Consider the following 23,708-nt stretch of genomic DNA (forward strand, 5'->3'; position numbering starts at 1 on the left):
ACCTGGCGAACCGGAGGTTCACTGCTGAGGCAACGATCAGTTCACCCGGAGGTATTGACATGAGGCATCACGTCGCCGTTGGGGCCAGTCGGGCGGATTTGGGGTGGCGGAGCGGCCGGTGGCAGGGTGGCGGGCATGGTCAGCAGTCTCGATCCCGCGCTCGCCGAGGTGTGGCGCGGCCCCTACCTGGAAGCCGTCCACCACGGCGCCGTCGCGGTCACCGGGCCCGGCGGCGTGCGCCTCCTCCTCGGCGACGCCGCCTCGCCGTTCCTCGCCCGCTCCGCCCTCAAGCCCATGCAGGCCGTGGCGATGCTGCGGCACGGCCTGGACCTCGACGGCGCCGAGCTCGCGCTGGCAGCCGCGTCACACGACGGCGAACCCATCCACGTCGACGGCGCCACCCGCATCCTCGCCGGGGCCGGGCTCTCCCCCGCCGACCTGCAGACCACCCCGGCGTTCCCCTCGCGCGTCCCGCTGGACGCCTGGCTGGCCGCCGGCCGCGGCGAGGAGTCCATCGCCCACAACTGCTCGGGCAAGCACTCCGCCATGCTGCGCACCTGCGTGCGCGCCGGGTGGCGCACCGACGCCTACCGCGACCCGAGCCACCCGCTGCAGCTCGCGATCCGTGAGGAACTGGCCGCGCAGACCGGCGAGGACGTCGGCGACCCCGTCGTCGACGGCTGCGGCGCCCCCGCGTTCCCCACCAGCCTCGTCGGACTCGCCCGGGCCTTCGGCCGCATCGCAGGCGCGACAGACGGGCCCGAGAAGCTGCTGGCCGACGCCTTCCGCGCCCACCCGGAGTACGCGTCGGGCACCCGCCGAGACGAGGCCGTCTTCCACCGCGAGGTCCCGGGCCTGGTCTGCAAGGCGGGCGCCGAGGGCACGCTCGCGCTGGGCCTGGCCGACGGCACCGGCATCGGGATCAAGGTCTCCGACGGCCGCCACCGCGCCACCGTCCCCGTGGCCGTCGCCATCCTGGCGGCGCTGGGCCATTCGACGGCGACCCTGTCGGAGCTGGACCCCGAGCCGGTCCTCGGCCACGGTGAACGGGTCGGCCAGCTGGTGCCGGCGGCCCCGCTGGTGGAGGCGCTGCGCCTGCTCGGCTGACCCGATGCGGCGCGGGGAGTGTCGGGAGCATAGGATTCCGCCCGGCCCTGTCACCGATCCCTGAAGGCTGCCCATGAACGCCGTCGTGCTGTCCGTCCTCGTGATGTTGGTCCTGTCGGTGCTGCGCGTCCACGTGGTGCTGGCGCTGTTCCTGGGCGCGTTGGTGGGCGGCCTGACCGCAGGCCTGGGCCTCGAGGCCACGATGGTGGCGTTCCAGGATGGCCTGGCGGGCGGCGCGAAGATCGCGCTCAGCTACGCCCTGCTGGGCGCCTTCGCGATGGCGGTGGCGCACTCGGGCCTGCCGCAACTGCTGGCCAACTGGCTCATCGCCAAGCTCGACGCCGACGACATGTCCACGTCGCAGAAGGTCAAGGCCTGGGCCAAGTGGGGCATGCTGACCGGCGTGCTCGTGATGTCGATCATGAGCCAGAACCTCATCCCGGTGCACATCGCGTTCATCCCGCTGCTGATCCCGCCGCTGCTGGTGGTGATGAGCCGGCTGCGCCTCGACCGCCGCGCCATGGCCTGCGTGCTGACGTTCGGCCTCGTGACCACCTACATGTTCCTGCCGATCGGCTTCGGGAAGATCTTCCTCTACGACATCCTCTACGCCAACATCACGAAGTCCGGCCTGGACGTCAGCGACGTGCCCGTCATGGAGGCCATGTGGATCCCGGCGCTGGGCATGGTGTTGGGCCTGGTCCTCGCCGTCGGCGTGACCTACCGCAGGCCGCGCGACTACGACCCGACCGCCGTCGTGGACGTGGAGGCACCCACGGCCATCGACAGGAAGAAGGTCGCCATCGCCCTGGTGGCGATCGTGGCGTGCTTCGCCATCCAGACCTGGCTGACCATCGTCGGCTCCTCCGCCGACTCCCTCCTCGTGGGCGCGCTCGTGGGCCTCTGCCTGTTCGTGGTGACCGGCGCGGTGCGGTGGAAGGACGCCGAGCACGTCTTCACCGGTGGCATGAAGATGATGGCGCTGATCGGCTTCATCATGATCTCCGCGCAGGGCTTCGCCGCCGTCATGCAGGCCACCGGCGAGATCGGCCCGCTGGTGGAGGGCACCGCCGACCTCTTCGCGGGCAACAGGGCCGTGGCCGCCTTCGCGATGCTGTTCGTGGGCCTGCTGGTCACGATGGGCATCGGCTCGTCGTTCTCGACGCTGCCGATCATCACGGCCATCTACGTGCCGCTGTGCGTCGCGATGGGCTTCTCGCCGCTGGCCACCGTCTCGATCATCGGCACCGCCGGCGCGCTGGGCGACGCGGGCTCCCCCGCCTCCGACTCGACGCTCGGCCCCACCGCCGGCCTGAACGCCGACGGCCAGCACGACCACATCCGCGACACCGTCATCCCCACCTTCCTGCACTTCAACCTGCCGCTGCTCGCCGCAGGTTGGGTCGCGGCGATGGTGCTGTGAACTGAAAAATCCCGCCACCCGCTGCAACCTTTCGGCAGCCCGACGCGTATGAGGGTCAGGAGCACGCGCCGCGGCATTGGGAAATGACCGAGGCCGCGTTTACGATTGGCAACGATGTTTGCCGGGAGGAAGCCGAAGATGCGCAAGAAGATGTTGGGGGTGGCCATCGCTGCCCTGGCGATGACGCTGGTCGCGCCGTTCGCAGCCGCCGAGGAGTTCAACCCCACGCCGCCCGGAGAGCTGCCCCCGCTGGTCACCTCTCCGGCACCCACCACCAGCACCCCGGCGCCCACCACGCAGCCGGCCAAGCTCACTCCCGAGCAGGCCATCTACGTGACCCCGGGCTACCACCTGGTCAACGGCCGCTACTGGTTCACCCAGTGCGACATGTACTCGTCGACGACGGTGCGGTGCCGCACCAGCATCTACGCCTCCACGGTGTTCCTGAAGGACGGCCAGTGGTACACCCAGAACGCCTGGGCGTTCAACAACTTGACCTACCTCCCGTCGCCCCGCTCCGTGTGGGCCGGCAACCCGCTGGCCCAGACCGGCGAGTGGACGGCGTCCGACGGCCGCAAGTGGCGCTCCGAGTGTGACACCGCCGCCACGGGCCGCGGCGCCTGCCGCAGCTACGCCGTCGCCACCACCGCGTCGGTGGCCACCGGCACCGTGACCCAGAAGACCGACTGGGTGTTCAACGGCATCGTCAAGTTCGACGGCACCGCCAGCCCCTGGGTCAAGGCCATCCCCGCCGCCGCCACGCCGCCGGCCGGCGTGCCCACCCCCACCGCACCGGTGCCCGTCATCACGCAGCCGCTCGTGCAGTCGGGCTTCCGCCTCGACGAGCGCTGCATGACCGGCCGCGCGTTCTGCGTCTCGAAGGGCCAGAACAAGATGGCCTGGGTGGTCAACGGCAAGGTGCAGACCATCGTCGACGTCCGCTTCGGCAAGACCGCCACGCCCACCCGCAACGGCGCGTTCCGGATCGGCTGGAAGTCGCGCGACCACTTCTCCAGCATCTACAAGGTCGAGATGCCGTTCGCGCTGTTCTTCGACGGCGGCATCGCCATCCACTACTCCGCCAACTTCGCCCGCGTGGGCTACAGCGGCGGCTCCGGTGGCTGCGTCAACGTGCGCGACTACGCCCAGATGGAGCGCTTCTTCGACATCGCCCGGGTGGGCGACAAGGTGATCGTCTACAACTGATCCGGCGGATTTGAGGCCGCAGGCGCTGCTCCGGTAAGGTTTCCCCTTGGAGGATTCGCCTAGAGGCCTATGGCGCTCGCTTGGAAAGCGGGTTGGGTTCACGCCCTCACGAGTTCGAATCTCGTATCCTCCGCCATCAGACCCCCGCCGGCACGTGCCGCGCGGGGGTCGACTCGTTGACGGGCGCCTCGCGACGCCATGCGAGCGCCAGGACCACGGCCCCCACGAGCATCAGCACCCCGTGGGCGATGCGGCCCTCGGCGGGCAGGAAGAACTGCGGCAGGTAGCCCACCAGGCCCAGCGCCAGCGGGATGCCGGCCCACCGCAGGCCACTGGCGCGCCGGCGCGTCGCGGCGATCAGGTCGCCGGCCACCGCCAGGCACAGCAGGCCGAGGGCGAAGGTGCCGAGCGCGGCCGCGCCGCCGCGGACCCCCTCGGCGAGCGCCGGGGTGGAGCCGGGCTCGAGGAGCGCGATGGCATGCAGCGCGAACGTCTCCGCACCGAAGAACGGCAGCACCAACGCCGTGCCGACGGCGGCGAACCAGGCGGCGGCGCGCCCGCGTCGCTCGACTCGGGCGCGCAGGGCCAGCGCCACGGACAGCGCCACGAAGCCCCCGGCGCCCAGCAGGTGCGCCACGAGCCACCACGACGAACCGAACGCCGCCACCATGCCCTCCTGCGTCATGGCCTTGTCGCCCCAGGGGCGCAACATCGGGAAGAGGGCGAACCCAACACCTGAGGCCGTGAGCCAGGAAGTCTCCGGACGGATTCGCATGACATGTCCTTTCCGAGAGCATCGCTCTCTCTTTTCTGAAGCGTAACGACTCCCCCTCCGCAAAGCAAGAGCACCGCTCACACATGGGTGGCGCAGGGCGGGCCCACCGACGAGTTCCTCGGGGCCACGGGGCTCACCGTCGCGCACCGCACTACGGCAGAGGACGCGCAGGAGTTCCTCGCCCTGGCACCGGCGGGCGTGGTGTTGCTGGACGTCAACCTCCCGAGCATGAACGGCTTCACGTTCTGCCGGCGGTGCGCGCCAGCGCGGCCACGCCCATCATCTTCGTCTCCGCCCGGGCCTCCGCTGGTCGAATGACCTCGGCGTTTGGCAAGCTGTGCGGCATGGACGGCCTCCTCGACGACGACTTCGACCCGCTTGCGCCGGTCCACGTCGGCGACCCCGCTGACGAGGTGGGCGAGGAGGAGGCCGCAGACTCCGTCACGGACCCCCAGCGCATCGTGCGGCTCTGGTTCGACGGCGGCCGCCTCACCCGCGTGTTCGTCTCACCCATCTGGCACCGCAGGCTGGGCGAGCACCGCACCCTCGGCGACGCGTTCGCTGCGGTGCTCGCCGCCGCACGCATCCGCATCGCGGAGCCGGAGCCTGAGCTTCCCGAGCCGGACCTGGCCGGCGTCGACTTCACGGGCCTGTGGCGCTTCGGCCGGGACCCGTTCACCACTTTCCAGCTCGCCATCGACAACGTCAACCGGCGTTGGCAGGACGCGGCCAAGCGGCAGCTTGAGCAGCCGCCCGTGCCCGCGCAGCCCGTCAGTGCCGTCTGGGAGGGCGCCATGGCGGTGCACCTCGACGCCGGCGGCGAGCTGGCCGCCGTGGAATTCGACGAGGACTGGCTCGACGACGCCGACGTCCGGGAGATCAACGACGGCGTGCTGAGGCTCGCGCAGCAGGCCTACGCCCGCTACGTCCCGGCGGCTGGCCCGGCTGACGAGCTGGCCGCCATCACGCGCGAGCACGAGATCCTGATGGCCGGCCTGCGCCGGATGGTGACCGGGAGGGAGCCTGGATGAGCAGCAGCAACGAGGAACTGTGGGACCAGCTGGCGGCGCGCGTGACCCGCTCCCAGGTGGGTGGCGTCAGGGCCGAGGACGACGACGTGCTCGCTGCCGCCGACATCGTCGAGGCCACGATCAACCCCCACCGGGGCGCCCAGGCCGGCATGGCGGGCGCCGGCTCGCCGGGCATGATGCCGCCGATGATGATGGGCGGCGCCGGCGGCATGGGCGGTACCGGCGGCGGCACGCTGGGCGGTGCCAGGCCTGCCGAGCCCGCCGTCGCCCCCTTGTCCGCGCCGGCGCAGGCCCCCACGGTGGCGGGCGTGCCGGGTGAGGCGCGTCCGCTGACGAAGTCGCCAGGTGCCGGCCCCGGCGCGGGCGGGATCGGCGCCGGCGCCGTCGGAGGTGGCGGCGCGCCGGGCGGTGCGGGTGCCCCGCCGTCCGGGGAGGAGGTGCCCGGAGGCACGGCCGAGGCGGTCGTCGAACCGGCCAGCGAGGTGGCCGGCGTGACGATGGTCAGCGGCGAGGTGGCCGACGTGGGCAGGGCCGCAGCGCCCCGGATGCCGCAGGAACCCGAGCACATCGACGGCTTCGTCGCGGACCCGGCGCAGCTCCACGGCCTGGGCGAACGCTGGACGGGCCTCGCGGGGCAGGTGGCAGCCGTGCCGCGCCACCCCGAATCCGGCATGGGGCTGTTCGAGGCCGCCCAGCGGTCTCAGCTGACGCTGAGCCAACAGATAGACGCCTGGCGCACCGGCGCCGTGGATGAGTTCGAGGGCATCGCGGAGCGGTTGCACGAGACGGCCGCCCAGTACGAGGGCGTGGACGACGCGGGCATCGCGGAGCTGCGCCGCACGGAGGGGCTGCGGGCATGACGAGGACGCTGGTGATCCGACTGGCGCAGAAGGAGGCGAGCCAGCTGCGGCAGCAGGGCGTGGGCCCTGACCTGCCGAAGGCCGACTTCGACGCCGTGCGCGACGCCACCTCCGAGTTGCAGCGCGCCGCGCAGCGCGTGCTGGAGGCAGACCTGCGGCAGGGCCGCGATGCGGTCGCGGAGATCGCACGGCAGCACCCGGAGATGCAGACGCTCGTCGGCTACCTGGTGGCCGACGGTGAACGGGCTGCCCGGGCAGACCTCGACGAGGCGGTGGAGAGCCTCCGCGAGCTGGTGGCCGATCGCCTCAGCCCCCACGCGAGCGTGCCGGAGCGGCTCGAGACGCAGCGCGACGAGGTGCTCGCCCAGGCGCAGCAACTCGACGAGGCCTCGCTCACCGCGGAGGAACTGACGGCCTCCGGCACCTGGCAGGGCGAGGCCGCGGCCGCGTACCGCTCCGCGGCGCAACTGCAGGCAGGCGCCCTCGAGGAGTACGCCGCCGTGACCCGCGCCTCCGCCGCCTACCTGGCGGATGCGGCGCTGCTGCACCGCGCCACGTTCTACCTGTGCGCCGAGTCCCTGCGGGAGGCGGCGGCGCAGGTCCTGGCGCTGGTGGGCGGGGACGCGGCGCACCTGTTCGCCCGCACCCGCCACGCGATCGCCCGGGTCAACCGGGCCACGTCGCAGCTCACCCGCGACATCGACGGCTCCCTGCACGGCGCCCCCGCCGCCGACCTGGCGCGGGGACTGGAGGAACTGGCGCGCGGCGGGGAGCGCCTCAACGGCACCTGGCCGCAGGCCGGCGAGCCGCCGCGGTGAGCCGCACCATCGCGTGTGAGGACCGCGACTTCGTGGCCTGGCGCGGCGGCGCCGACCACGCCCTCATCTGGGGCGTGCTGGTGGACACCGACGAGGTGCGCGCCGCCGTCGACTCCGCGCGTGCCCACTGGGCCGACGTGCTGCTGCCGCGGTACGACAGGCAGCCGCACGTCACCGTCGGCTACGGCGGTCCGGTGCCCAAGGCCGGCGCCGCACCCGAGGACCCCCCGTACACGCCGGAGAGGATCGCCGCCGCCCGCGCCACGATCCGCGGTCTGGGCATCGAACCGTTCCGGCTCGCCATCGGGGGCTGGGGCACGTTCCGGATGACGCCGTACCTGTGCGTCGAGGCGCCGGAGCTCGACGCCCTGGCCGACGCGCTGGGCGAGAACCGGCGCAGACCGTACGTGCCGCACGTGACCATCGGCCACTACGGCGTCGAGGTGCCGCTCGACGAGGTGGCCGCCCGCGCCGCCGCCTGGTGCCCGCCCAGCATCGAGCCGATCACGGTGACCGGGGTGACGTTGCTGCGCTACGACGCCGCGGACATCGCCGGCCCACTCACCGCCGTCGAGACCGTGGCGTTCTAGGCGGCCAACGCGAAGGCCACGAGGAACACCGCCTGGACGACCTCGATCAGCGAGCCGAAGGTGTCGCCGGTCCAGCCGCCCAGCCGGACCAGGAGGTGGCGCGACCAGAGGGCCCCGGCCAGCGTGGCGGCGGCCAGGCCGATGCCGGCGGCCAACGCGGCGTGCTGGCCGCCTGCCACCCACGCACCCGCCAGGACGAGCCCGACGACGGCGACCCAGGTGACTGCCGCCACCCAGGGTCTCGTCACGCCGACGAACAGCGCGCCGAAGCCGTGCTGCCTGGCCGACCGGGTGGACACCGACGCGAGCGTGATGGCCAGCCGGCCCAGGGCAGCCGCCCCGGCGAGGCCGACGGCGGCCACCACCGCGCTGGGCATCGACGCCAGCGCGGCGGCGTCGACCAGCAGGACCAGCACCAGCGTGGCCACCCCCATCGGGCCGATGTCGGACTTGCGCATGATGGTCAGCGCCTCGTCGGGCGGGCGCCGCGACCCGAGGCCGTCGGCGGTGTCGGCCACGCCGTCGAGGTGCATGGCTCCGGTCAGCCCCGCCAGGAGGGCGAGGCCGAGCATGGCCCCGAGCAGCGGCCCGGCCAGCTGCCAGGCAGCCCACAGGACCGCGCCGGACGCGGCACCCAGGAGGGCGCCCAGCCAGGGGAAGGCCGCCATGGCCCGGGCCGCGAGCCTCCGGTCGACCTCGAACGCGGGCACCGGGATGACCGTGAACAGCCCGGTGGCGGCGCCGAGCGAGTTCATGCCCACCGCTTGGCGATGCCTGCCACGCAGAACCACACCTCGCGCACCGCGCCGGCCAGGCGGGCGTTGAGCCTGCCCAACTCGTCGCGGTAGAGGCGGCCCGAAGCGGTGGCGGGCACCACGCCGAGGCCCACCTCGTTGCTGACCAGGATGACGGTGCGGCGGGTGGTGCGCACGGCCGCCACCAGCTCGTCGACCCGGGCCGCGACGGTGTCGCGCCAGCCCGGCGAGTCGTCCCAGGCGCCGGCGTCCTGGAGCACGCGGTCGAACCATACGGCCACACAGTCGACCAGCACGGGCGCGGCGTCGTCGGCACCCAGCACGGCGGCCAGGTCGAGCGTCTCGGTCGTGCGCCACGAGGCCGGTCGCCGTTCGCGGTGGAGCGCCACGCGGTGCGCCCACTCGGTGTCGCCGTCGCGGAGCTCGGAGGTGGCCACGTACTCCACCTCCGCCACGCCGTCGAACTGGGCCTCAGCCCACGTCGACTTGCCCGAACGGGCCCCACCCAGCACCAACGCGGTGCCCTCACCACCGAACTGCATCAGCCCTCCGAGACTCCGGCGCTGGCGAAGGTCGCCATGTCGTTCAGGATACGGGCGGAGGCCTGGACCATGGGCAGGGCGACCGCCGCGCCGGAGCCCTCGCCGAGGCGCAGGCCCAGGTCGACCAGTGGCCGCAGGCCGAGGTGCGCCACCGCGGCCTGGATGCCCGGCTCGGCCCCGGCGTGGCCGGAGATCAGGTAGCCACGCACGTCGTCGTCGAACGCGACGGCGACGCACGCCGCCGAGCAGGCGATGACGCCGTCGAGGACCACCGGGACCCGGCGCGCCGCGGCGCCGAGGATGAAGCCCGCGATGGCCGCCTGTTCCAGGCCGCCGACGGCGGCGACGGTGCCGAGGGCGTCGGCGGGGTCGGGCTGGTGGAGGGCGAGGCCGCGTTCGATGGCGTCGACCTTGCGGTCCAGCATCTCGTCGTCGGCCCCCGCGCCCCGGCCGGTGACCGTGGCGGCGTCCGTGCCGGTGAACACCGAGATGAGTGCGCTCGACGGCGTGGTGTTGCCGATGCCCATCTCGCCGGTGAGCAGGCACCTGGCGCCGCCGTCGACGGCTTCGAACGCCGTGGCGATGCCCACCTCGACGGCGGCGCGGGCCTCCTCGAGCGTCATGGCGGGGCCCTCGGTGAAGTCGGCGGTGCCGCGACGCACGTTGCGGTCGCGCACGGCCGGGTGGTCCGGCGCGTCGGCGGCGACCCCCACGTTGGTGACCCACACGTCGGCGCCGGCCTGGCGCCCCAGCACGTTGATGGCCGCCCCACCCGCTCCTATGTTGAGCATCATCTGCACCGTGACCTCCTGCGGCCACGGGCTGACGCCCTGGGCGCAGACGCCGTGGTCGCCGGCGAACAGGCCGATGACGGCGGGCTCCGGGACGGGCGGCGGGCAGACGCCGGCGATGGCGGCCAGGCGGTTGCCGACCGTCTCGAGGTGGCCGAGGCTGCCCGGCGGCTTGGTGAGCTCGTTCTGGCGTCGCTCAGCCGCGGCCAGCGCCTCCTCGGAGACGGGCTTGATGGCGGCGAGCGTGGTGTCGAGCAGCGACATCTTCATTTCCTTCGGGTTGGATGGTGGTGTGATGGTGATCCTGGGTGGTACTGCGGAGGGGCGCCGGTTGGCGGCTGCGCTGGAGGGTCGCGCCGTGCTGTCGCTGGCCGGACGGACCGCCGACCCGCTCACGGTGGGCGCCACGCGCCGCGGCGGCTTCGGTGGTGTGGCCGGCATGGTGGCCCACCTGCGGGAGCACGCCGTCGAGGCGGTGCTGGACGCGACGCACCCGTTCGCGGCTGACATCTCGCGCAACGCCGTGGCGGCCTGCGCCGAGGCAGGCGTGCCGCTGTTGCGGGTGGTGCGCCCCGGCTGGGCCGGGCACCCACTGGCCGCGACATGGCGGTGGGTGGGCTCGCACGCCGAGGCCGCGGCAGTCGCGGCCGGGGACGGGCGGACGGTGCTGCTGACGGTGGGGCGGCAGCACACCGTCGACTACGTGGACGCGCTGCGGGAACGGCGGGTGGTGGCCCGCGTGGCGGACGGCACTGGCCTGACGGTGCCCGCGGGGTGGGAGCTGCTGACGTCGCGCGGGCCGTTCACCGCCGAGGGCGAGCGGGCGCTCTTCCGCGAGCACGGCGTCGGCGTGCTGGTGACCAAGGATGCCGGCGGGCCCATGACCGACGCCAAGCTCACCGTCGCCCATGAGGAGGGCTGCCTGGTGGTGGTGCTGCGGCGCCCGCACCTGCCCCCGGCTGAGGAGGTGCACAGCGTCGAGGAGGCTCTGGCGTGGGTGGCTCACCTGCCCACCCCCAGCTGACGCAGCGCTTCGACGAGTCGCTCGTGCACCTCCGGCGTGCGGACCGCGAGCCGCACCCAGCTTGGCCCCAATCCCGGGAACGTCTCCCCGCGGCGCACCGCGAACCCGCGCTGGGCGAGGGCTCGGCGTGGCCCGGCCGTGAGCAATGGGATGGGGTCATGACCGGTGTGCGGTGCATTCCTCGGCGTGTCGCGCCGTGACCCCATCCCATTGCTCACGGTGTCCACCAGCACGAAGGGGGCGGCGCCCGGGACGGGGTGGAGGCCGAGGGCGGTGAGGCGGCTGGCGAGGTCACGACGGTGGGTCGCCGCCTCGGCGGCGAGCCCGGCCGCCTCGGCCCGGGCGCGCGGCGTGAGGCAGGCGAGCATCGCCCGGACGGCGGGCGTGGACACCGACCACGGCGGCTGCTGCCGCTCCAGCGCAGCGATGAGGGCGGGGTCGCCCACGACGTAGCCGGCGCGCAGCCCGGCCAACGCCCACGTCTTCGTCAGCGACCTCACCACCAGGCGGCCCGGCATGCTGGGCGCGATGAGGCTCTCCGGCTCGCCGGGCACGGCGTCGAGGAAGGCCTCGTCCACCACCAGCACCCCGGCGGGCAGTGCCTCGAGGTCCGCCGCCGCGTGCAGCACCGCCGTCGGGTTGGTGGGGTTGCCCACCACGGTGAGGTCAGCGGGGGGCACGACGGTGGGGTCGAGCCGGAAGTCGTCGTCGGGCCGCAGCACGTGGCGCTGCGGCTCACGGCCGGCGGCGAGCAGCGCGGCCTCGGGTTCGGTGAACTGCGGGTGCACCACCAGCGACGTGCCGGGCACGGCACGCGCGATCAGCGTGAACGCCTCGGCCGCGCCCGCCGTCGGCAGCACCATGGCGGCCTCGACGCCGTGGTGCCGCGCGATCGCGAGCCGCGCCGGCTCCGGGTCCGGGTACGCCGCCCAGTCCGCGTCGCCCACGACGGCGTCGACCAGCCACTGCGGCGTGCGGGGCTGGCGCACGTTGACGGCCAGGTCGACCAGCCCGGGCGCGAGGTCCTTGTCGCCGTGGTGCCACAGGTCCGTCATGCGTGCACCCCCTCGACGAAGCGCGCCGCCAGCTGGGGGTGCCCGGCCCAGTGCACGTGCAGGTACGACGCGTGCAGCGTCTCGGTGGCCACGCCGTCGGGGTGCGGCAGCAGCCACGCGGGGTCGGCGTCGGGGCGGTCCAGCAGCCGCGTGCGGTGGAACTCGTGCCCTGTGACGACTTCGCCCGGCCTGCCCAGCAGCGAGGGCCGCTCGGCCGTGGCGGTGCGATAGCCCAACGTGAGCCTGGGCCCCATCGCCGCGTCGGCGTCGACGGCGCCGGCCATGGGCACGCCGTCGAGCGTGCGGCACAGGTACAGCAGCCCGGCGCACTCGGCGACGGTGGGCATGCCCGAGCGCACCGCGTCGCGCACCTCTGCCAGCAGCGCCGTGTTGGCGGCCAGTTCCGCCGCGTGCACCTCCGGGAACCCCCCGCCGAGCCACAGCCCCGCCGTCCCCGCAGGGAGAACCGTGTCGCGCAGCGGGTCGAACTCCACCACGCGGCACCCGCCCGCGGCGAGCAGTTCGTCGGTCTCCGGGTAGCGGAACGTGAACGCCCGCCCGCCCGCCACCGCCACCACGCGGGGCGCCTGCACCGGGCGGGCCGCGGGCCGCCACGGCGCAACCCCGAGCGGCGGGGCCGTGCGCGCCAACTCCAGCACCGCGTCGAGGTCGACGTGCGCCGCCACGGCCTCCCCCATCGCCGCGATCTTCGCGTCGTTGCGCTCGGCGGCCGGCACCAGCCCCAGATGTCGCGACGGCGCCTCGATCCCCAGATTGCGCGGCAACGCACCCAACACCGGCAAGCCCGCCTCCTCGACGGCTGCCCGGGCCTCCGCGGCGTGGCGTTGGCTGCCCACCTGGTTGAGGACGACGCCTGCCACCCGGACCGCGGGGTCGAACCGCGCCATGCCCAGGGCCACCGCGCCCACGGTGCGCGAGGTGTGCCGCGCGTCGACCACCAGCACGACGGGGGCCTCGAGCAGCCGCGCCACGTGCGCCGTCGATCCCTCGCCGCGGGTGCCGAGCCGGCCGTCGAACAGGCCCATCACGCCCTCCACCACGGCGACATCGGCGCCCTCGGCGCCGTGCGCGAACAGCGGCGCCACCAAGCCCTCGCCGCACAGCACCGGGTCGAGGTTGCGGCCCGGCCGCCCGGTGGCCAGGGCGTGGTAGCCGGGGTCGATGTAGTCGGGGCCCACCTTGAACGGCGACACCGTCAGCCCGCGCGCCCGCAACGCCGCCATCAGGCCCGTCGCGACGGTGGTCTTGCCGCTGCCCGACGACGGCGCGGCCACCACGATCCGGCTCACCATTCGATCCCCGCCTGTCCCCGCTGCCCCTGCGTGAAGGGGTGCTTGACCGGCACCATGTCGGTGACCAGGTCCGCCGCGTCGATGATGGGCTGCGGGCAGCGCCGCCCGGTGATCACCACGTGCTGCGTGCCGGGCCGCTCCCGCAGCACCTCGAGTACCTCGTCGACCTCCACCCAGCCCCACGCCAAGGGGTAGGTGAACTCGTCCAGGAGCCAGAACCGGTGGCGCTGCGCCGCGATCCCCTCGCGGATGCGCCCCCAGCCCTCCCGGGCCGCCCCCTCGGGGTCGGTGGCGGTGTGGGCGCGCGACCAGCTCCAGCCGGTGCCCATCTTCTCCCACGTGACGTCGCCGCCGAGCGCGGCGAACGCCGCCTGCTCCCCCGTGCGCCACTTCGCGGACTTCACGAACTGGTACACGCCCACGCTCCACCCCTGAGCCCACGCGCGCAGCGCCATCCCGACGGCGGCGGTGGTCTTGCCCTTGCCGTCGCCGGTGTGCACCGCGACGATCGGCCGGCTGCGCAGTTCCTTGGTGCTCACCGTTGCGCCGCCCACGTCACGACGGTGCGCGCGGGCGTCCAGCCCAGCAGGCGGCCGATGGGCTCGGCGTGCTCGACGGCGACCCTGGCCAGCGCGCCGCCCCACCGTCGGTGCGCGGCGACGCAGACCTCCTCGGCCTCCACCGTGACGCCGTGCACCACGAGGCGGCCGCCCTCCGGCAGCCTGTCGACGGCGTGCTCGAGCACGGCGAGCGTGGCCCCGCCCCCGACGAACACGGCGTCGGGGTTGGGCAGCGCGGTCAGCACACCGTCGACGGTGGCGCGGACCAGCCGGTACGCCCCCTCGGGCGCGAGCCGGGCGGCGTTGGCCTCTGCGCGGTCGGCCCGCTCCGCCACGCGCTCCACGGCCACGCAGCGGCAGCCCTCGGCCGCGCGGCACCACTCGATGCCCACCGAGCCGGCGCCGGCGCCCAGGTCCCACAACAACTCGCCGGGCCGCGGGCGCAGGAACGCGAGCGCCGCGGCGCGCAGCACCCGCTTGGTGATGAGCCCGTCGTGCTCGAACACGTCATCGGGCAGGCCGGGCGCGCGGCCGAGGACGGCGCAGTTCGGGTCGTGGATCATCGTGCCTCCAGCAGTGCGGTGACGTCGTCGAGGTGTCTGGGGGTGCCTGCCAGGCCCAGGCGGGCGGCGAGTTCGAGCGGCCAGGGGCGGTGGAGGCGGGCGGCGGCCAGCAGGTCGGCGTCGCCCAGCAGCGACACCGGCCCCTGCCGGACCTGACCGTCCACCACCACGGCGACCTCGTCTGCCCAGGCCAACGCGAACGCCACGTGGTGCGTGGCCAGCAGGATGGCGGAGTCGAGGCCGTCGAGCGCGACGAGCAGTTCGTGCACGCCCTCGGGGTCGAGGCCTGCGGTGGGTTCGTCGAGCAGGAGGTGGTCGGGCCGCATGGCGACGGCGCCGGCCAGCGCCACACGCTTGCGCTCGCCGTAGCTCAGGTGGTGCGTGGGCCGCGCCGCCAGGTGCGCGATCCCCAGCTGGGCGAGCGTCTCGTCCACCCGCGCCGCCGCCTCGGCCTCGGCCAGCCCCAGGTTGAGCGGGCCGAACGACACGTCCTGGCGCACGTCCGCGGAGAACAACTGGTCGTCCGGGTCCTGCAGCACCAGCTGCACCCGGCGGCGGTGCCCGCGCAGTCCGGCGCGCGAGTGGACGAGGGGCGTGCCGTCGAGGAGCACGCTGCCGCCGGCCGGGCGTACCGCCCCGGCGAGGGTCTGCAGGAGGGTCGACTTGCCGGAGCCGTTGGCGCCGAGCAGTGCCACCTTCCGGCGCGGCAGGCGGATGGAGGCGCCCTTCAGCACCGCGGGGCCGCCCGGGTAGGCGACGGTGACGTGCTCCGCGGCCAGCATCACGCCACCACCCTCGGCAGCGTGGGCAGGTCCTCCTCGTAGCCGCGCAGCTCGAGGCCGCGCTGGAGCCGGCTGGCCCTGTCCCAGGTGCGCAGCAGCGTGGTGCCGACGGCGGCCGCGGCGAAGCGCATCCGTTGCGGCAGCGGCGCATCGGCCACGAGCCGGGCCTGCTGCGCGCGCTGGACGGCCACGGCGGTGCTGAGCAGCACGAACACCAGCCGGTACATGAGCGCGGCGATCTCCACCAGGGGCGCGGGTACCCCCAGCCGCCGACACCAGGCGAGCAGGTCCACCATCGTGGTGGTGGTCACCAACAGCAGCAGCGCCAGCGTGCCGGCCACGCCGTGCGCCAGCACGCCCAGGGCCCTGGCCCCGCCGTCGGGCGCGAGGGAGAGGAAGGGGGTGCCGCCCACCTGCACCGCCAACGGGAGCACCCCGACGGCGATGAACGCGATGGGCGGCACCGTGACGACGGCGACGAGGGAGGCCCTGATCCGCGCTGGGCCGAGCATGAGGCCGAGCGAGCCCCCGGCCACCAGCGCGCAGCCCGGCCAGGCGGGCATCAGCAGCGCTGCGAGCACCAGGGCGAAAGAAAGGAAGACCCTGGTGCCCACGGGGCGCTGCCGCCAGGGCGACTCCCACGCCGCGTCGTCGACCGCGGCAACACGTGCCACGGAGCTACTCCTGCGCTGCGGTGCTGCGACGGCCGGTGAGCCGCCCCAGCACGAAGCCGAGGATGATCCCGCCCAGCGCCGCCTGCAGGGCGAACAGGCCGGATTCGACCTCGCTGCCCAGGCTGCCCGGGGAGAACGGCGGCGTGACCCAGGGCTCGGCGGGGATGAGCTCGGCCCCGGTGGCGTCGGTGCCGGCGAAGCCTGCGCCGCTGGGCGCGAGCAGCACGACGGCGGCGAAGCCTGCCACGAGCAGCGCGACCAGGGCGGCGCCGATCAACCAGTCGCGCCTCGAGAGCAGGGGGATGCGGTGGGTGGTGGCCTCAGACATGGGCGGCCTCCGGCAGCACGCCGAGCCGCACGAGGCCGGGCCGGGCCGCACGCGTGAGGAACCCGAAGACCAACACGCCCAGCACGCCCTCCGCGAGCGCGAGCGGCACCTGCGTGACGGCGAACAGCGCCCCGAACTTCGCCAGCGCCCCGCCGAACCCGGTGGCCGGATCCGGGTAGGCGATGGCGAGCTGGGCGGAGGTGACCGCGTACGTGGCCAGGTTGGCCAGCGCCAACGCGCAGCCCACCTGCAGCCACGCCGGCGAGCGCAGCGCCCGCAGCGCGCGGTAGGTGCCGTACCCCACCCAGGGGCCCACGATGGCCATGGAGAACGCGTTGGCGCCCAGCGTCGTGAGGCCGCCGTGGGCCAGCAGGACGGCCTGGAAGACGAGCACGAGCGTGCCGAGGAACGCCATGACGGGCGGGCCGAACAGCACCGCGCCCAGGCCGGTGCCGGTGGGGTGCGACGACGACCCGGTCACCGACGGCAGCTTCAGCGCGCTGAGCACCAGCGTGAAGGCGCCGGCGGCGGCCAGCAGCAGCTTGTTCTCGGGGTTCTCGCGCGACGTGCGGATCACGGCGGAGGCGCCGTGGATGACGAACGGTGCGGATGCTGCGAACCAGGCCGCGCAGTGCAGCGGTGGCAGCATCCCCTCTGCGATGTGCATGGGGATTCCCTTCGGCCGAGATTCTCGCGTCCCGGCGATCGGTCCGTGGGGATCCAGTTCCTGACTCTCCGCCTCGGGGGCGGTGCACAGTGGCGCGACCGTGCCGGCTCGTTCCCGGCTTCCTGGTCTCCTCACGGGTTCTTGTGTTGTGCCTCCCATCCAACCAGACCCCCTGCGGCGGGCGCCGCCGGGGGGTGCACTACGGTGGCGCCCGTGGCCTACGACTACCTCACCGACGGTTCAGAGATCTACCGCGAGAGCTTCCGCATCATCCGCGAGGAGACCAACCTGGAGCGGTTCCCCGACGACGTGAGCCGCGTCGTGGTGCGCATGGTGCACGCCAGCGCAGCGACCGACCTGGCCGACGACGTCGACTTCACGCCCGGGGTGGTGGCCGCGGCCAACGCGGCGCTGCGCGCCGGGGCACCCATCCTCTGTGATTCCTCGATGGTGGCCACGGGCATCATCCGCTCCCGGCTCCCCCGTGACAACGACGTCATCTGCCACATCAAGGACCCGGCGCTGGCCGAGCTGGCCGCCGCGAGGTCCATGACCAAGACGATGGCCGCCGTCGACCTGTGGCTGCCCCGCCTGGAGGGCGCCGTCGTCGCCATCGGCAACGCGCCCACGGCGCTGTTCCGCCTGTTGGAGGTGGTGGCCGAGACGGGCGTGCGGCCTGCCGCCGTCGTCGGGATCCCGGTGGGCTTCGTCGGCGCCGCGGAGTCGAAGGCGGCACTGGCCGCCAACGAGTTGGGCCTCGAGTACCTGGTGGTGCACGGCAGACGGGGCGGCTCGGCGTTGACGGTGGCGGCGGTCAACGCGATCGCCAGCGTGGACGAGCTCACCAACACGTCGCGCCAGGAGGGCTGATGAGCCGCGAGGTGGCGCTGATCGGCATCGGCGCCGGCGACCCCGACTGGCTCACCCTCGAGGCCGTGGCGGCCATCCGCGCGCTCGACGTGTTGTTCGTGGTGGTCAAGGAGGACGAGTACGACGAGCCCGTCGCGTTCCGGCGTGACCTCGTGGCGCGCCATCGCGGCGCTGACCTGCCCGAGCTGCGCGTGGTGGAGCTGGCCGACCCGCCGCGCCCGTGGCGCAGCACCCCGGACTACCCTGCGGCCGTGGCGCGCTGGCGGCAGCAGCGCTTCGAGCAGTGGGGCGAGGCCATCGCCGCCGCGCTGGCCGAGGGCGAGACCGGCGGCTTCCTGGTGTGGGGGGACCCGAGCCTGTACGAGTCGACGCTGGCCATCGTGGAGCGCATCGCGCAGGCCGCCGTCGAGCCGTTCGACGTGCGGGTCATCCCGGGCATCAGTTGCGTGCTGGCGCTGGCCGCGCGGCACCGCATCCCGCTCAACCGGCAGGGCAGGGCGGTGCAGGTCAGCCCCGCGCGCCTACTGGCCGACGGGCTGCCCGACGGCGTCGACGACGTCGTCGTGATGCTCGACGGCAGGCAGACCTTCGCCACGATCGACCCGACGGGGATCGACATCTACTGGGGCGCCTACCTGGGCACCCCGGACGAGATCCTGATCAGCGGCCCGCTGCCGGAGGTGCGCGACCGGATCGTCGAGGTGCGCGCCGAGGCTGCCGCCCGCAAGGGCTGGATGTTCGACACCTACCTGCTGCGCCGCCACGCCGGCTGAGCCGCGCCGCGGTCAGGACCCCAGCAAACCGACCACCGCGTCGCGCACCGCGCGCGACAGCCGTGGGTCTCGGTTGCCGATCACCGCGACGGTCAGGCCGTGCGCGTCCGCCGTCGCAGGCGTCCAGGCCGTGCCCGCGCGGGCGTCGTCGGCCCGGACGCAGAACCGGTGGTGTGACTCGGCGATGTCCGACGCCGCCCTGTTCGCCGTCGGATCATTGGTGGCCGCGAGGACGTACCAGGCGTCGCCCAGGTCCGAATCCAGGAACGCCCTGGGGATCCACTCGAAGCGGCCCTCCTCCGCCAGGGCCCGCAACGCGGGGGTGAGCGTCGGCGAGACCAGCCGCAGCCGCGCGCCGGCCTCGAGCAGCCGCGGTACCCGCCGCTCCGCGACCCTCCCACCGCCGAGCACCAGCACGTCGCGGTTGCGCAGCCACAGGCCGGCGAGGTAGGTCGGCGACCCGTGCGGCGGCGCCTCCGGCAACACCTCCAGGTAGCGCTCCACCACCACGTCGGCGAGCTCGGCACACGGCCCGATCACGTCGGCGACGCGCACCTCGGCGTCGGCGTGCGCGGCGGCCCAGCCGTCGGCCTGCTTCCACGTCCAGGTGCTGAGCATCCCGGGGAACAACCAGTGCCCCATCACCACGATGCGGCGCGCGCCGGCCGCGTACGCGCGGTCCAGCGCGGTGGGCAGCGACGGGCGCGTGACCTGGATGAACGCCGGCTCCACGTCGGCCCACTCCCCCCGCTCGAGCAGCAGGCGGGCGAGGTGCACGTGGTCGGCGTTCGCCTCCGGCACCAGCGCACCCCGGCCCACGAACACGACGGTGGTCTCCGGCTCGGCCCACCCGCCGAGGGCCGCGTGCAGCCGTGCCTCCACGGCGTCGAGGAGGCGTGGGTGCGGGCCCAGGTGCGCCGCGTAGTCCACGTGGGCGCCCGGGACGGCGGAGCGGGCCGCGTCGATGAACCCGGGGATGTCGGAGCGCACGTGCCCGCCCGTGCCCAGCATCAACGGCACGACGACGGCGCGGGGGCCGTGCTCCCCCATCGCCTCTGCCAGTGCCTCGGTGATCGACGGCTCGGCCAGCTCGACGAACCCCACGCTGACCGGGGCGTCGGGCAGCCTGTCACGCACCAGTTCCGCCAGTTCCAGGCAGGCCTCGACACCGGCTTCGAGCCGCGTCCCGTGGGCCGCGATCAGCAGTGGCGTGCTCATGGCCGCTCCATCCAGGTGTAGTCGCGCGGCGTGACCATCAGCTGGCGCCCGCCGCCGGACGTGACGTACTTCGTCGACGACGAGCCCACCACGACCAGCGAGTTCATGTCCACCCATTCGGGCCGGAACTCGGCCAGCGTGGACATGATCACCTTCTGCCGGGGCCGCTCGGCCTGTTGCACCACGGCGACGGGCGTCTCGGGCGGGCGGTGTTCGCCCAGGATCTCCAGCGCCAGGGGCAGGTGCCGCACGCGCTTGCGCGAGCGGGGGTTGTAGAGGACGGTGACGAAGTCGCCGACGGCGGCGCCGCGCAGTCGCCGCTCGATGGAGGCCCACGGGGTGTGGAGGTCGGACAGCGAGATGGTGGCGTGGTCGTGGCCCAGCGGCGCGCCGAGGATGGCGGAGACCGCCAGCGAGGCGGTGACGCCGGGCACGACGTCGACGTCCACGCCGTCGGTGCCCTGCTCCAGCACGGGGCTGGCCATGGCGTAGATGGCGGGGTCGCCGCCGCAGACCAGCGCGACGTTCTCACCAGCCCGGGCCGCGTCGATCGCCGAGGCGGTGCGCTCCTCCTCGGTGCCCATCTTCGTGGCCATGATGCGGGTGCCGGGGCGGATGAGGTCGCGGACCTGCTTGACGTACGGCGCGTAGCCGACGACGTAGGTGGCCTGCTGCAGCCGCTCCTTCGCGCGGGGCGTGAGCAGGTCGCGCACGCCCGGGCCGAGACCGACGACGCTGAGTCGCCCCCGCGCGGGGATGCGGCCGACGGCGCACGTGGCGTCCTGCGTCTTCTGCTTGGTCACGACCAGCTCTGCGCCGTGGGCCAGGACGGAGGCCTCCGACACCGACGGCGTGCCGACGTGGTCGAGGGCGTACTGGCTGGGCGTCGGCACGTCGAAGACCGCAAGCTCGGCGGCCGGGTAGTCGACGAGCTTCACCCCCAACTGGTGGGCCAGCTGGAGCAGCCCGAGCTCGCCCGCCTTGGCGTCGACGGTGGTCAGCGCGGCGACGGAGTCGAGGGCGAGGTTGTGCTCCGCGAGAGTCGCCTCGAGGAGTCCCCGCAGGTGGTCCGCGCTGGTGCCCTTGTTGCAGCCCATGCCCACCACGAGGCTGCGCGGGTGCAGCACGACGGTGGGCCCTTCGACCTGTCCGGCGCTCCGCGCTGGGACAGGCTCAGGGCACGAGGAGTTCCGCGCTGGGACAGGCTCAGGGTACGAATGGTCTGTGACGAGGATCCGGGCGACGGGGTGCTCAGCGGTCTGGGACACGTTGGTGGGCAGCGGCGGGAGCGGCCACGGCTGGTGCTTCTCGACCAGGACGGGTTCGCCGTCGATGACGGCGCGGGTCACGGCCGCGACGTCGCCGGCGTAGGCCCAGCCCAAGGTGTCGAGCGCCGGGATGTTCAGCGCGTCCGTGGCCGTGGTCAGCACCGGCGTGGCGCCGGTGGCCTCCGCGATGCGGCGCGCGAGGTCGTTCGCCCCGCCCGCGTGGCCGCCCACCAGCGGCACGGCGAACCGGCCCGCCTCGTCCACCACGACCACGCCCGGGTCGGCCTTCTTGTCGTGCAGCCACGGCGCGATGATCCGCGACGTCGCGCCCAGCGCCAGGTGGCTGACGATGAGGTCACACCGCTGCCAGGCGGCGGCGAGCCCCTCGCGCGAGGGCCCGTCGAAGCGCAGGGTGGGCCCCACGACGGCGTCGATGGCGTCGGCATGCCGACGCGCCGCAGCGGAGTTCGTGACCTGCCCGATCGTGGGGGTGGCACCGCTCGAGGTGCGAGGTGCCGACGCGTCGAGGACCAGCACGACGTTGGGTTCGACCACGTCGGCGCGCAACGCCTCGTCACCGGTGAACCACCGCACCCGTTCATCAACCTCCCCCAACCGCTCGGCGACCACGAAGCGTGGCGCCCGCCCACAGGCCACCAGGGCGGCCGCGATCTCCCGCAGGCCGGAGCCCGGGCCGGTGAGCACCGCGACCTTCGGGTGCCGCAGCGCGGCGGCCACCGCGTCGTCGATGGGGCGCCCGTGGGCCGAGACCACCACGGCGTCGTCCCACGGCAGTGCCACCGCTGCGAACGCGGCCGCCACCGAGCTCACCGCGGGGCGCACCGTCACCTCGAGGCCCTCGTCGCGCAGCCTGCGCACGATGCCGTGGAAGCCGGGGTCGCCGCTGGCGAGCACCAGGGCGTCGGCGCCGTCGGGCAGCGCGCGCAGCCGCTCCAGCGCGGGGGCGAGCGCCCCCAGCACCACGCCCCGCTGCTCGTCGACGCCCAGCGCCGCCAGGTGTCGGCGCCCGCCGACCACCAGCGCGGCGCGTCCGGCGAGTTCGACCGTCTCCGGGGCCAGCTGCCCCAGGTAGCCGTGGACGTGGATCATGACAGTGCCTCCGTGACGCCACGCGTGCCCTGGGCGCGCAGGTCTGCCTGCGCGTGGGGTTCGGCCGCGCGGTACTCGTGCCGGAAACCTGGGTGGTAGAGGTGGGAACGGGTGCTCAGTGGGCCCTCGGCGAGCGCCGGCCCCACGAGCACGACGGTGTGCTTCCACAACTTGTGCTCCCGCATCGTCGAGGACAACTGGGAGAGCTCGCAGCGCAGCATCAGCTCGTCGGGCCACGTCACGCGGTACCCGACGATGCAGGGCGTCCCCGGCGGGTAGCCGCCGGCCAGGAGTTCCTCCTGCAGCACCTTGTTGCGCGCCGCCGACAGGTACAGCGCCATGGTGGCGCCGTGTGCGGCGAAGGACCTGACGGTCTCCCTCGGCGGCATGGGCGTGCGGCCGCCCTCGAGCCTGGTCAACACCAGCGACTGCGACACCTCCGGCACCGTCAACTCGACCTCCATCCGAGCGGCCGCGGCGGAGAACGCCGAGATGCCCGGCACGGATTCGACGGCGAGCCCCAGCCGGCGGATGAGGTCGCGCTGCTCCGCGGTGGCGCCGTAGATGGAGGGGTCGCCGGTGTGCACGCGAGCGACGGTGAGCCCCTCGTCGCGGGCGCGCTCGTAGACGGGGACGAGGTCCTCCAGCGATGCCGAGGCCGAGTCGATCACCTCGGCGCCGGGCTTCGCCGTCGCGACGAGGTCGGGGTGCACCAGCGACGACGCCCAGATGACGACGTCGGCCTCGGCGATCACGCGGGCCCCCCGCAGCGTGATGAGGTCTGCCGCGCCGGGACCGGCACCGACGAAGACCACGCGGCCGCTCACAGCGCGCCGCCGGTCTCGGTGCGCCGCGGGGCGCTCAGCACGGTGGAGAAGTACGGCGCCCGTTCGCCGTCGCCCAGGTCGTCCAACTGCAGCAGCCGCTGGCCCGCCAGGGAGACGTTGACCCCCACGACGCCGTCGCGCCCCTCGTCGCGCAACAGGCGCACCAGGTCGGGCAGCGTGCGGCCGCCCTTGTAGGCGACCACCGTGTCGGCGGCCCGCAGCAACTCGCGCACCCGGTCCAGCCCGACCGTCACCGGCACCAGCGCCAGGACCTCCTGCCCCTCGACGAGCGGGGTGCGCGACTCCGCCGCCAGGGCCTGCATCGCGGTGATCCCCGGGACCACCTCGACCTCCACCCCCGGCCGCGAGGCGACGACGTGGGCGGCCAGGTACGAGAACGTCGAGTACACCGACGGGTCGCCGACGGTGGCGAACGCCACCACCCCGGCCCCGCCGTCGAACTCCTCGACGGCGGCCGCGGCCGACGTGAGCCACGCCTCCTTGCGGCGCTCCGAGACGCCGCTGCGGTCCGCCATGGTGAAGGGGATGCGCCGCAGCCGCGCAGCGGGCGCCACCTCGGCGACGATCAGTTCGGCCCGGCCGGGGCCGTCGCCGGACGCCTCCGTGGCGGGCACGAGCACGACGTCGGCCGTGCGCAGCGCCTCGGCTGCCTTGAGGGTGACGTGTGTGGGATCTCCTGGCCCGACGCCGACGCCGATCAGGCGCCGGTGGGCATGGGTGGGGACGGTGTTCAACCGTGGCCTCCTTGGGTCGCTCG

22 protein-coding genes, 1 tRNA gene and 2 pseudogenes are annotated in these 23,708 nt (G+C 74.0%); 11 read left to right on the forward strand and 14 right to left on the reverse strand.

Translation table 11 applies throughout. From position 1 onward, the window contains the following. The first annotated feature begins 135 nt into the window (after positions 1-135). From ABEA30_RS09415 to ABEA30_RS09430, 4 genes are all read left to right on the forward strand, one after another. Positions 136-1,107, forward strand: a complete 972-nt coding sequence (locus ABEA30_RS09415; RefSeq protein ID WP_345582183.1) for an asparaginase — start codon at positions 136-138, stop codon at positions 1,105-1,107. Between the two features lie 73 nt (positions 1,108-1,180). Beyond that, positions 1,181-2,530 (forward strand): Na+/H+ antiporter family protein, encoded by a 1,350-nt coding sequence (locus ABEA30_RS09420; protein WP_345582185.1) that lies wholly within the window; start codon positions 1,181-1,183, stop codon positions 2,528-2,530. 138 nt (positions 2,531-2,668) lie between these two features. Continuing rightward, a complete protein-coding gene (locus ABEA30_RS09425) occupies positions 2,669-3,736 on the forward strand; it encodes a L,D-transpeptidase (protein WP_345582187.1) in 1,068 nt (355 codons plus the stop codon). A 48-nt stretch (positions 3,737-3,784) separates the two neighbouring features. Continuing rightward, a tRNA-Ser gene (locus ABEA30_RS09430) sits at positions 3,785-3,872 on the forward strand. On the opposite strand, the gene ABEA30_RS09435 is transcribed toward ABEA30_RS09430, so the two are convergent. Then, on the reverse strand, positions 3,873-4,511 hold the full coding sequence (locus tag ABEA30_RS09435) for a hypothetical protein (RefSeq protein WP_345582189.1): 639 nt from the start codon (positions 4,509-4,511) through the stop codon (positions 3,873-3,875). It abuts the tRNA gene before it with no gap. Between the two features lie 314 nt (positions 4,512-4,825). Here ABEA30_RS09435 and ABEA30_RS09440 point away from each other — a divergent pair, with 314 nt between their 5' ends. Genes ABEA30_RS09440 through ABEA30_RS09455 form a run of 4 tightly spaced genes read left to right on the forward strand, consistent with a single transcriptional unit; the run spans position 4,826 to position 7,810 of the window. Next, positions 4,826-5,542: a hypothetical protein gene (locus ABEA30_RS09440; RefSeq protein ID WP_345582191.1), complete on the forward strand. Its 717-nt coding sequence runs from the start codon at positions 4,826-4,828 to the stop codon at positions 5,540-5,542. Continuing rightward, entirely contained in the window at positions 5,539-6,402 is an 864-nt protein-coding gene (locus ABEA30_RS09445; protein WP_345582193.1) for a hypothetical protein, read from the forward strand. Before ABEA30_RS09440 ends, ABEA30_RS09445 begins: the two co-directional genes overlap by 4 nt. Then, a complete protein-coding gene (locus ABEA30_RS09450; protein WP_345582195.1) occupies positions 6,399-7,220 on the forward strand; it encodes a hypothetical protein in 822 nt (273 codons plus the stop codon). The genes ABEA30_RS09445 and ABEA30_RS09450 overlap by 4 nt, the downstream gene beginning before the upstream one ends. Further along, entirely contained in the window at positions 7,217-7,810 is a 594-nt protein-coding gene (locus ABEA30_RS09455) for a 2'-5' RNA ligase family protein (protein ID WP_345582197.1), read from the forward strand. Before ABEA30_RS09450 ends, ABEA30_RS09455 begins: the two co-directional genes overlap by 4 nt. Here ABEA30_RS09455 and cobS read toward each other — a convergent pair. Next, positions 7,807-8,565, reverse strand: a complete 759-nt coding sequence (cobS, locus tag ABEA30_RS09460; protein WP_345582199.1) for an adenosylcobinamide-GDP ribazoletransferase — start codon at positions 8,563-8,565, stop codon at positions 7,807-7,809. The genes ABEA30_RS09455 and cobS overlap by 4 nt on opposite strands. Further along, positions 8,562-10,168, reverse strand: a pseudogene (gene cobT, locus ABEA30_RS09470) (nicotinate-nucleotide--dimethylbenzimidazole phosphoribosyltransferase). Before cobT ends, cobS begins: the two are co-directional and overlap by 4 nt. 25 nt (positions 10,169-10,193) lie before the next feature. Here cobT and ABEA30_RS09475 point away from each other — a divergent pair. Continuing rightward, positions 10,194-10,922 carry a cobalt-precorrin-6A reductase gene (locus tag ABEA30_RS09475; RefSeq protein WP_345582206.1) on the forward strand — a complete coding sequence of 243 codons (729 nt, stop codon included), beginning with the start codon at positions 10,194-10,196 and terminating at the stop codon, positions 10,920-10,922. Here ABEA30_RS09475 and ABEA30_RS09480 read toward each other — a convergent pair. The 7 genes and pseudogenes from ABEA30_RS09480 to ABEA30_RS09510 form a co-directional block, all read right to left on the reverse strand. Next, positions 10,901-13,290, reverse strand: a pseudogene (locus ABEA30_RS09480) (cobyrinate a,c-diamide synthase). The gene ABEA30_RS09475 and the pseudogene ABEA30_RS09480 overlap by 22 nt on opposite strands. Then, positions 13,284-13,871 carry a cob(I)yrinic acid a,c-diamide adenosyltransferase gene (gene cobO / locus ABEA30_RS09485; protein WP_386086652.1) on the reverse strand — a complete coding sequence of 196 codons (588 nt, stop codon included), beginning with the start codon at positions 13,869-13,871 and terminating at the stop codon, positions 13,284-13,286. Before cobO ends, ABEA30_RS09480 begins: the two are co-directional and overlap by 7 nt. Then, positions 13,826-14,413, reverse strand: coding sequence for a precorrin-6Y C5,15-methyltransferase (decarboxylating) subunit CbiT (cbiT, locus tag ABEA30_RS09490; protein WP_345582210.1), 588 nt, complete (start codon positions 14,411-14,413; stop codon positions 13,826-13,828). Before cbiT ends, cobO begins: the two co-directional genes overlap by 46 nt. Next, positions 14,410-15,195, reverse strand: a complete 786-nt coding sequence (locus ABEA30_RS09495; RefSeq protein WP_345582439.1) for an energy-coupling factor ABC transporter ATP-binding protein — start codon at positions 15,193-15,195, stop codon at positions 14,410-14,412. The genes cbiT and ABEA30_RS09495 overlap by 4 nt, the downstream gene beginning before the upstream one ends. Further along, positions 15,195-15,869 carry a cobalt ECF transporter T component CbiQ gene (gene cbiQ, locus ABEA30_RS09500; protein ID WP_345582212.1) on the reverse strand — a complete coding sequence of 225 codons (675 nt, stop codon included), beginning with the start codon at positions 15,867-15,869 and terminating at the stop codon, positions 15,195-15,197. The genes ABEA30_RS09495 and cbiQ overlap by 1 nt, the downstream gene beginning before the upstream one ends. A 4-nt stretch (positions 15,870-15,873) precedes the next feature. Then, on the reverse strand, positions 15,874-16,197 hold the full coding sequence (locus tag ABEA30_RS09505) for an energy-coupling factor ABC transporter substrate-binding protein (RefSeq protein WP_386086613.1): 324 nt from the start codon (positions 16,195-16,197) through the stop codon (positions 15,874-15,876). Beyond that, a complete protein-coding gene (locus tag ABEA30_RS09510) occupies positions 16,190-16,864 on the reverse strand; it encodes an energy-coupling factor ABC transporter permease (protein ID WP_345582213.1) in 675 nt (224 codons plus the stop codon). Before ABEA30_RS09510 ends, ABEA30_RS09505 begins: the two co-directional genes overlap by 8 nt. Before the next feature lie 213 nt (positions 16,865-17,077). Here ABEA30_RS09510 and ABEA30_RS09515 point away from each other — a divergent pair, with 213 nt between their 5' ends. Beyond that, complete coding sequence (locus tag ABEA30_RS09515; protein WP_345582214.1) at positions 17,078-17,734, forward strand: precorrin-8X methylmutase; 657 nt, start codon at positions 17,078-17,080, stop codon at positions 17,732-17,734. Continuing rightward, a complete protein-coding gene (cobF, locus tag ABEA30_RS09520) occupies positions 17,734-18,507 on the forward strand; it encodes a precorrin-6A synthase (deacetylating) (RefSeq protein ID WP_345582215.1) in 774 nt (257 codons plus the stop codon). The genes ABEA30_RS09515 and cobF overlap by 1 nt, the downstream gene beginning before the upstream one ends. A gap of 12 nt (positions 18,508-18,519) precedes the next feature. Here the strand turns inward: cobF and ABEA30_RS09525 are convergent, their stop codons facing one another. Genes ABEA30_RS09525 through cobI form a run of 4 tightly spaced genes read right to left on the reverse strand, consistent with a single transcriptional unit; the run spans position 18,520 to position 23,685 of the window. Next, positions 18,520-19,725, reverse strand: coding sequence for a CbiX/SirB N-terminal domain-containing protein (locus ABEA30_RS09525; RefSeq protein WP_345582216.1), 1,206 nt, complete (start codon positions 19,723-19,725; stop codon positions 18,520-18,522). Then, on the reverse strand, positions 19,722-22,103 hold the full coding sequence (cobJ, locus tag ABEA30_RS09530; RefSeq protein WP_345582218.1) for a precorrin-3B C(17)-methyltransferase: 2,382 nt from the start codon (positions 22,101-22,103) through the stop codon (positions 19,722-19,724). The genes ABEA30_RS09525 and cobJ overlap by 4 nt, the downstream gene beginning before the upstream one ends. Continuing rightward, complete coding sequence (gene cobM, locus ABEA30_RS09535) at positions 22,100-22,930, reverse strand: precorrin-4 C(11)-methyltransferase (protein WP_345582220.1); 831 nt, start codon at positions 22,928-22,930, stop codon at positions 22,100-22,102. Before cobM ends, cobJ begins: the two co-directional genes overlap by 4 nt. Next, positions 22,927-23,685 (reverse strand): precorrin-2 C(20)-methyltransferase, encoded by a 759-nt coding sequence (gene cobI, locus ABEA30_RS09540; protein ID WP_345582222.1) that lies wholly within the window; start codon positions 23,683-23,685, stop codon positions 22,927-22,929. The genes cobM and cobI overlap by 4 nt, the downstream gene beginning before the upstream one ends. Positions 23,686-23,708 lie beyond the last annotated feature (23 nt).

Source organism: Tessaracoccus lubricantis, assembly GCF_039544535.1.
In the GTDB taxonomy this organism is placed as follows: Bacteria; Actinomycetota; Actinomycetes; order Propionibacteriales; family Propionibacteriaceae; genus Arachnia; species Arachnia lubricantis.

Excerpts from the sequence above, each read along its gene's own strand:
- ABEA30_RS09415 (WP_345582183.1), top strand. The coding sequence starts at position 136 with ATGGTCAGCAGTCTCGATCCCGCGCTCGCCGAGGTGTGGCGCGGCCCC.
- ABEA30_RS09420 (WP_345582185.1), top strand. The coding sequence starts at position 1,181 with ATGAACGCCGTCGTGCTGTCCGTCCTCGTGATGTTGGTCCTGTCGGTG.
- ABEA30_RS09425 (WP_345582187.1), top strand. The coding sequence starts at position 2,669 with ATGCGCAAGAAGATGTTGGGGGTGGCCATCGCTGCCCTGGCGATGACG.
- ABEA30_RS09435 (WP_345582189.1), bottom strand. The coding sequence starts at position 4,511 with ATGCGAATCCGTCCGGAGACTTCCTGGCTCACGGCCTCAGGTGTTGGG.
- ABEA30_RS09440 (WP_345582191.1), top strand. The coding sequence starts at position 4,826 with ATGACCTCGGCGTTTGGCAAGCTGTGCGGCATGGACGGCCTCCTCGAC.
- ABEA30_RS09445 (WP_345582193.1), top strand. The coding sequence starts at position 5,539 with ATGAGCAGCAGCAACGAGGAACTGTGGGACCAGCTGGCGGCGCGCGTG.
- ABEA30_RS09450 (WP_345582195.1), top strand. The coding sequence starts at position 6,399 with ATGACGAGGACGCTGGTGATCCGACTGGCGCAGAAGGAGGCGAGCCAG.
- cobS (WP_345582199.1), bottom strand. The coding sequence starts at position 8,565 with ATGAACTCGCTCGGCGCCGCCACCGGGCTGTTCACGGTCATCCCGGTG.
- ABEA30_RS09475 (WP_345582206.1), top strand. The coding sequence starts at position 10,194 with ATGGTGATCCTGGGTGGTACTGCGGAGGGGCGCCGGTTGGCGGCTGCG.
- cbiT (WP_345582210.1), bottom strand. The coding sequence starts at position 14,413 with ATGATCCACGACCCGAACTGCGCCGTCCTCGGCCGCGCGCCCGGCCTG.
- ABEA30_RS09495 (WP_345582439.1), bottom strand. The coding sequence starts at position 15,195 with ATGCTGGCCGCGGAGCACGTCACCGTCGCCTACCCGGGCGGCCCCGCG.
- ABEA30_RS09505 (WP_386086613.1), bottom strand. The coding sequence starts at position 16,197 with ATGTCTGAGGCCACCACCCACCGCATCCCCCTGCTCTCGAGGCGCGAC.
- ABEA30_RS09510 (WP_345582213.1), bottom strand. The coding sequence starts at position 16,864 with ATGCACATCGCAGAGGGGATGCTGCCACCGCTGCACTGCGCGGCCTGG.
- cobF (WP_345582215.1), top strand. The coding sequence starts at position 17,734 with ATGAGCCGCGAGGTGGCGCTGATCGGCATCGGCGCCGGCGACCCCGAC.
- ABEA30_RS09525 (WP_345582216.1), bottom strand. The coding sequence starts at position 19,725 with ATGAGCACGCCACTGCTGATCGCGGCCCACGGGACGCGGCTCGAAGCC.
- cobJ (WP_345582218.1), bottom strand. The coding sequence starts at position 22,103 with ATGATCCACGTCCACGGCTACCTGGGGCAGCTGGCCCCGGAGACGGTC.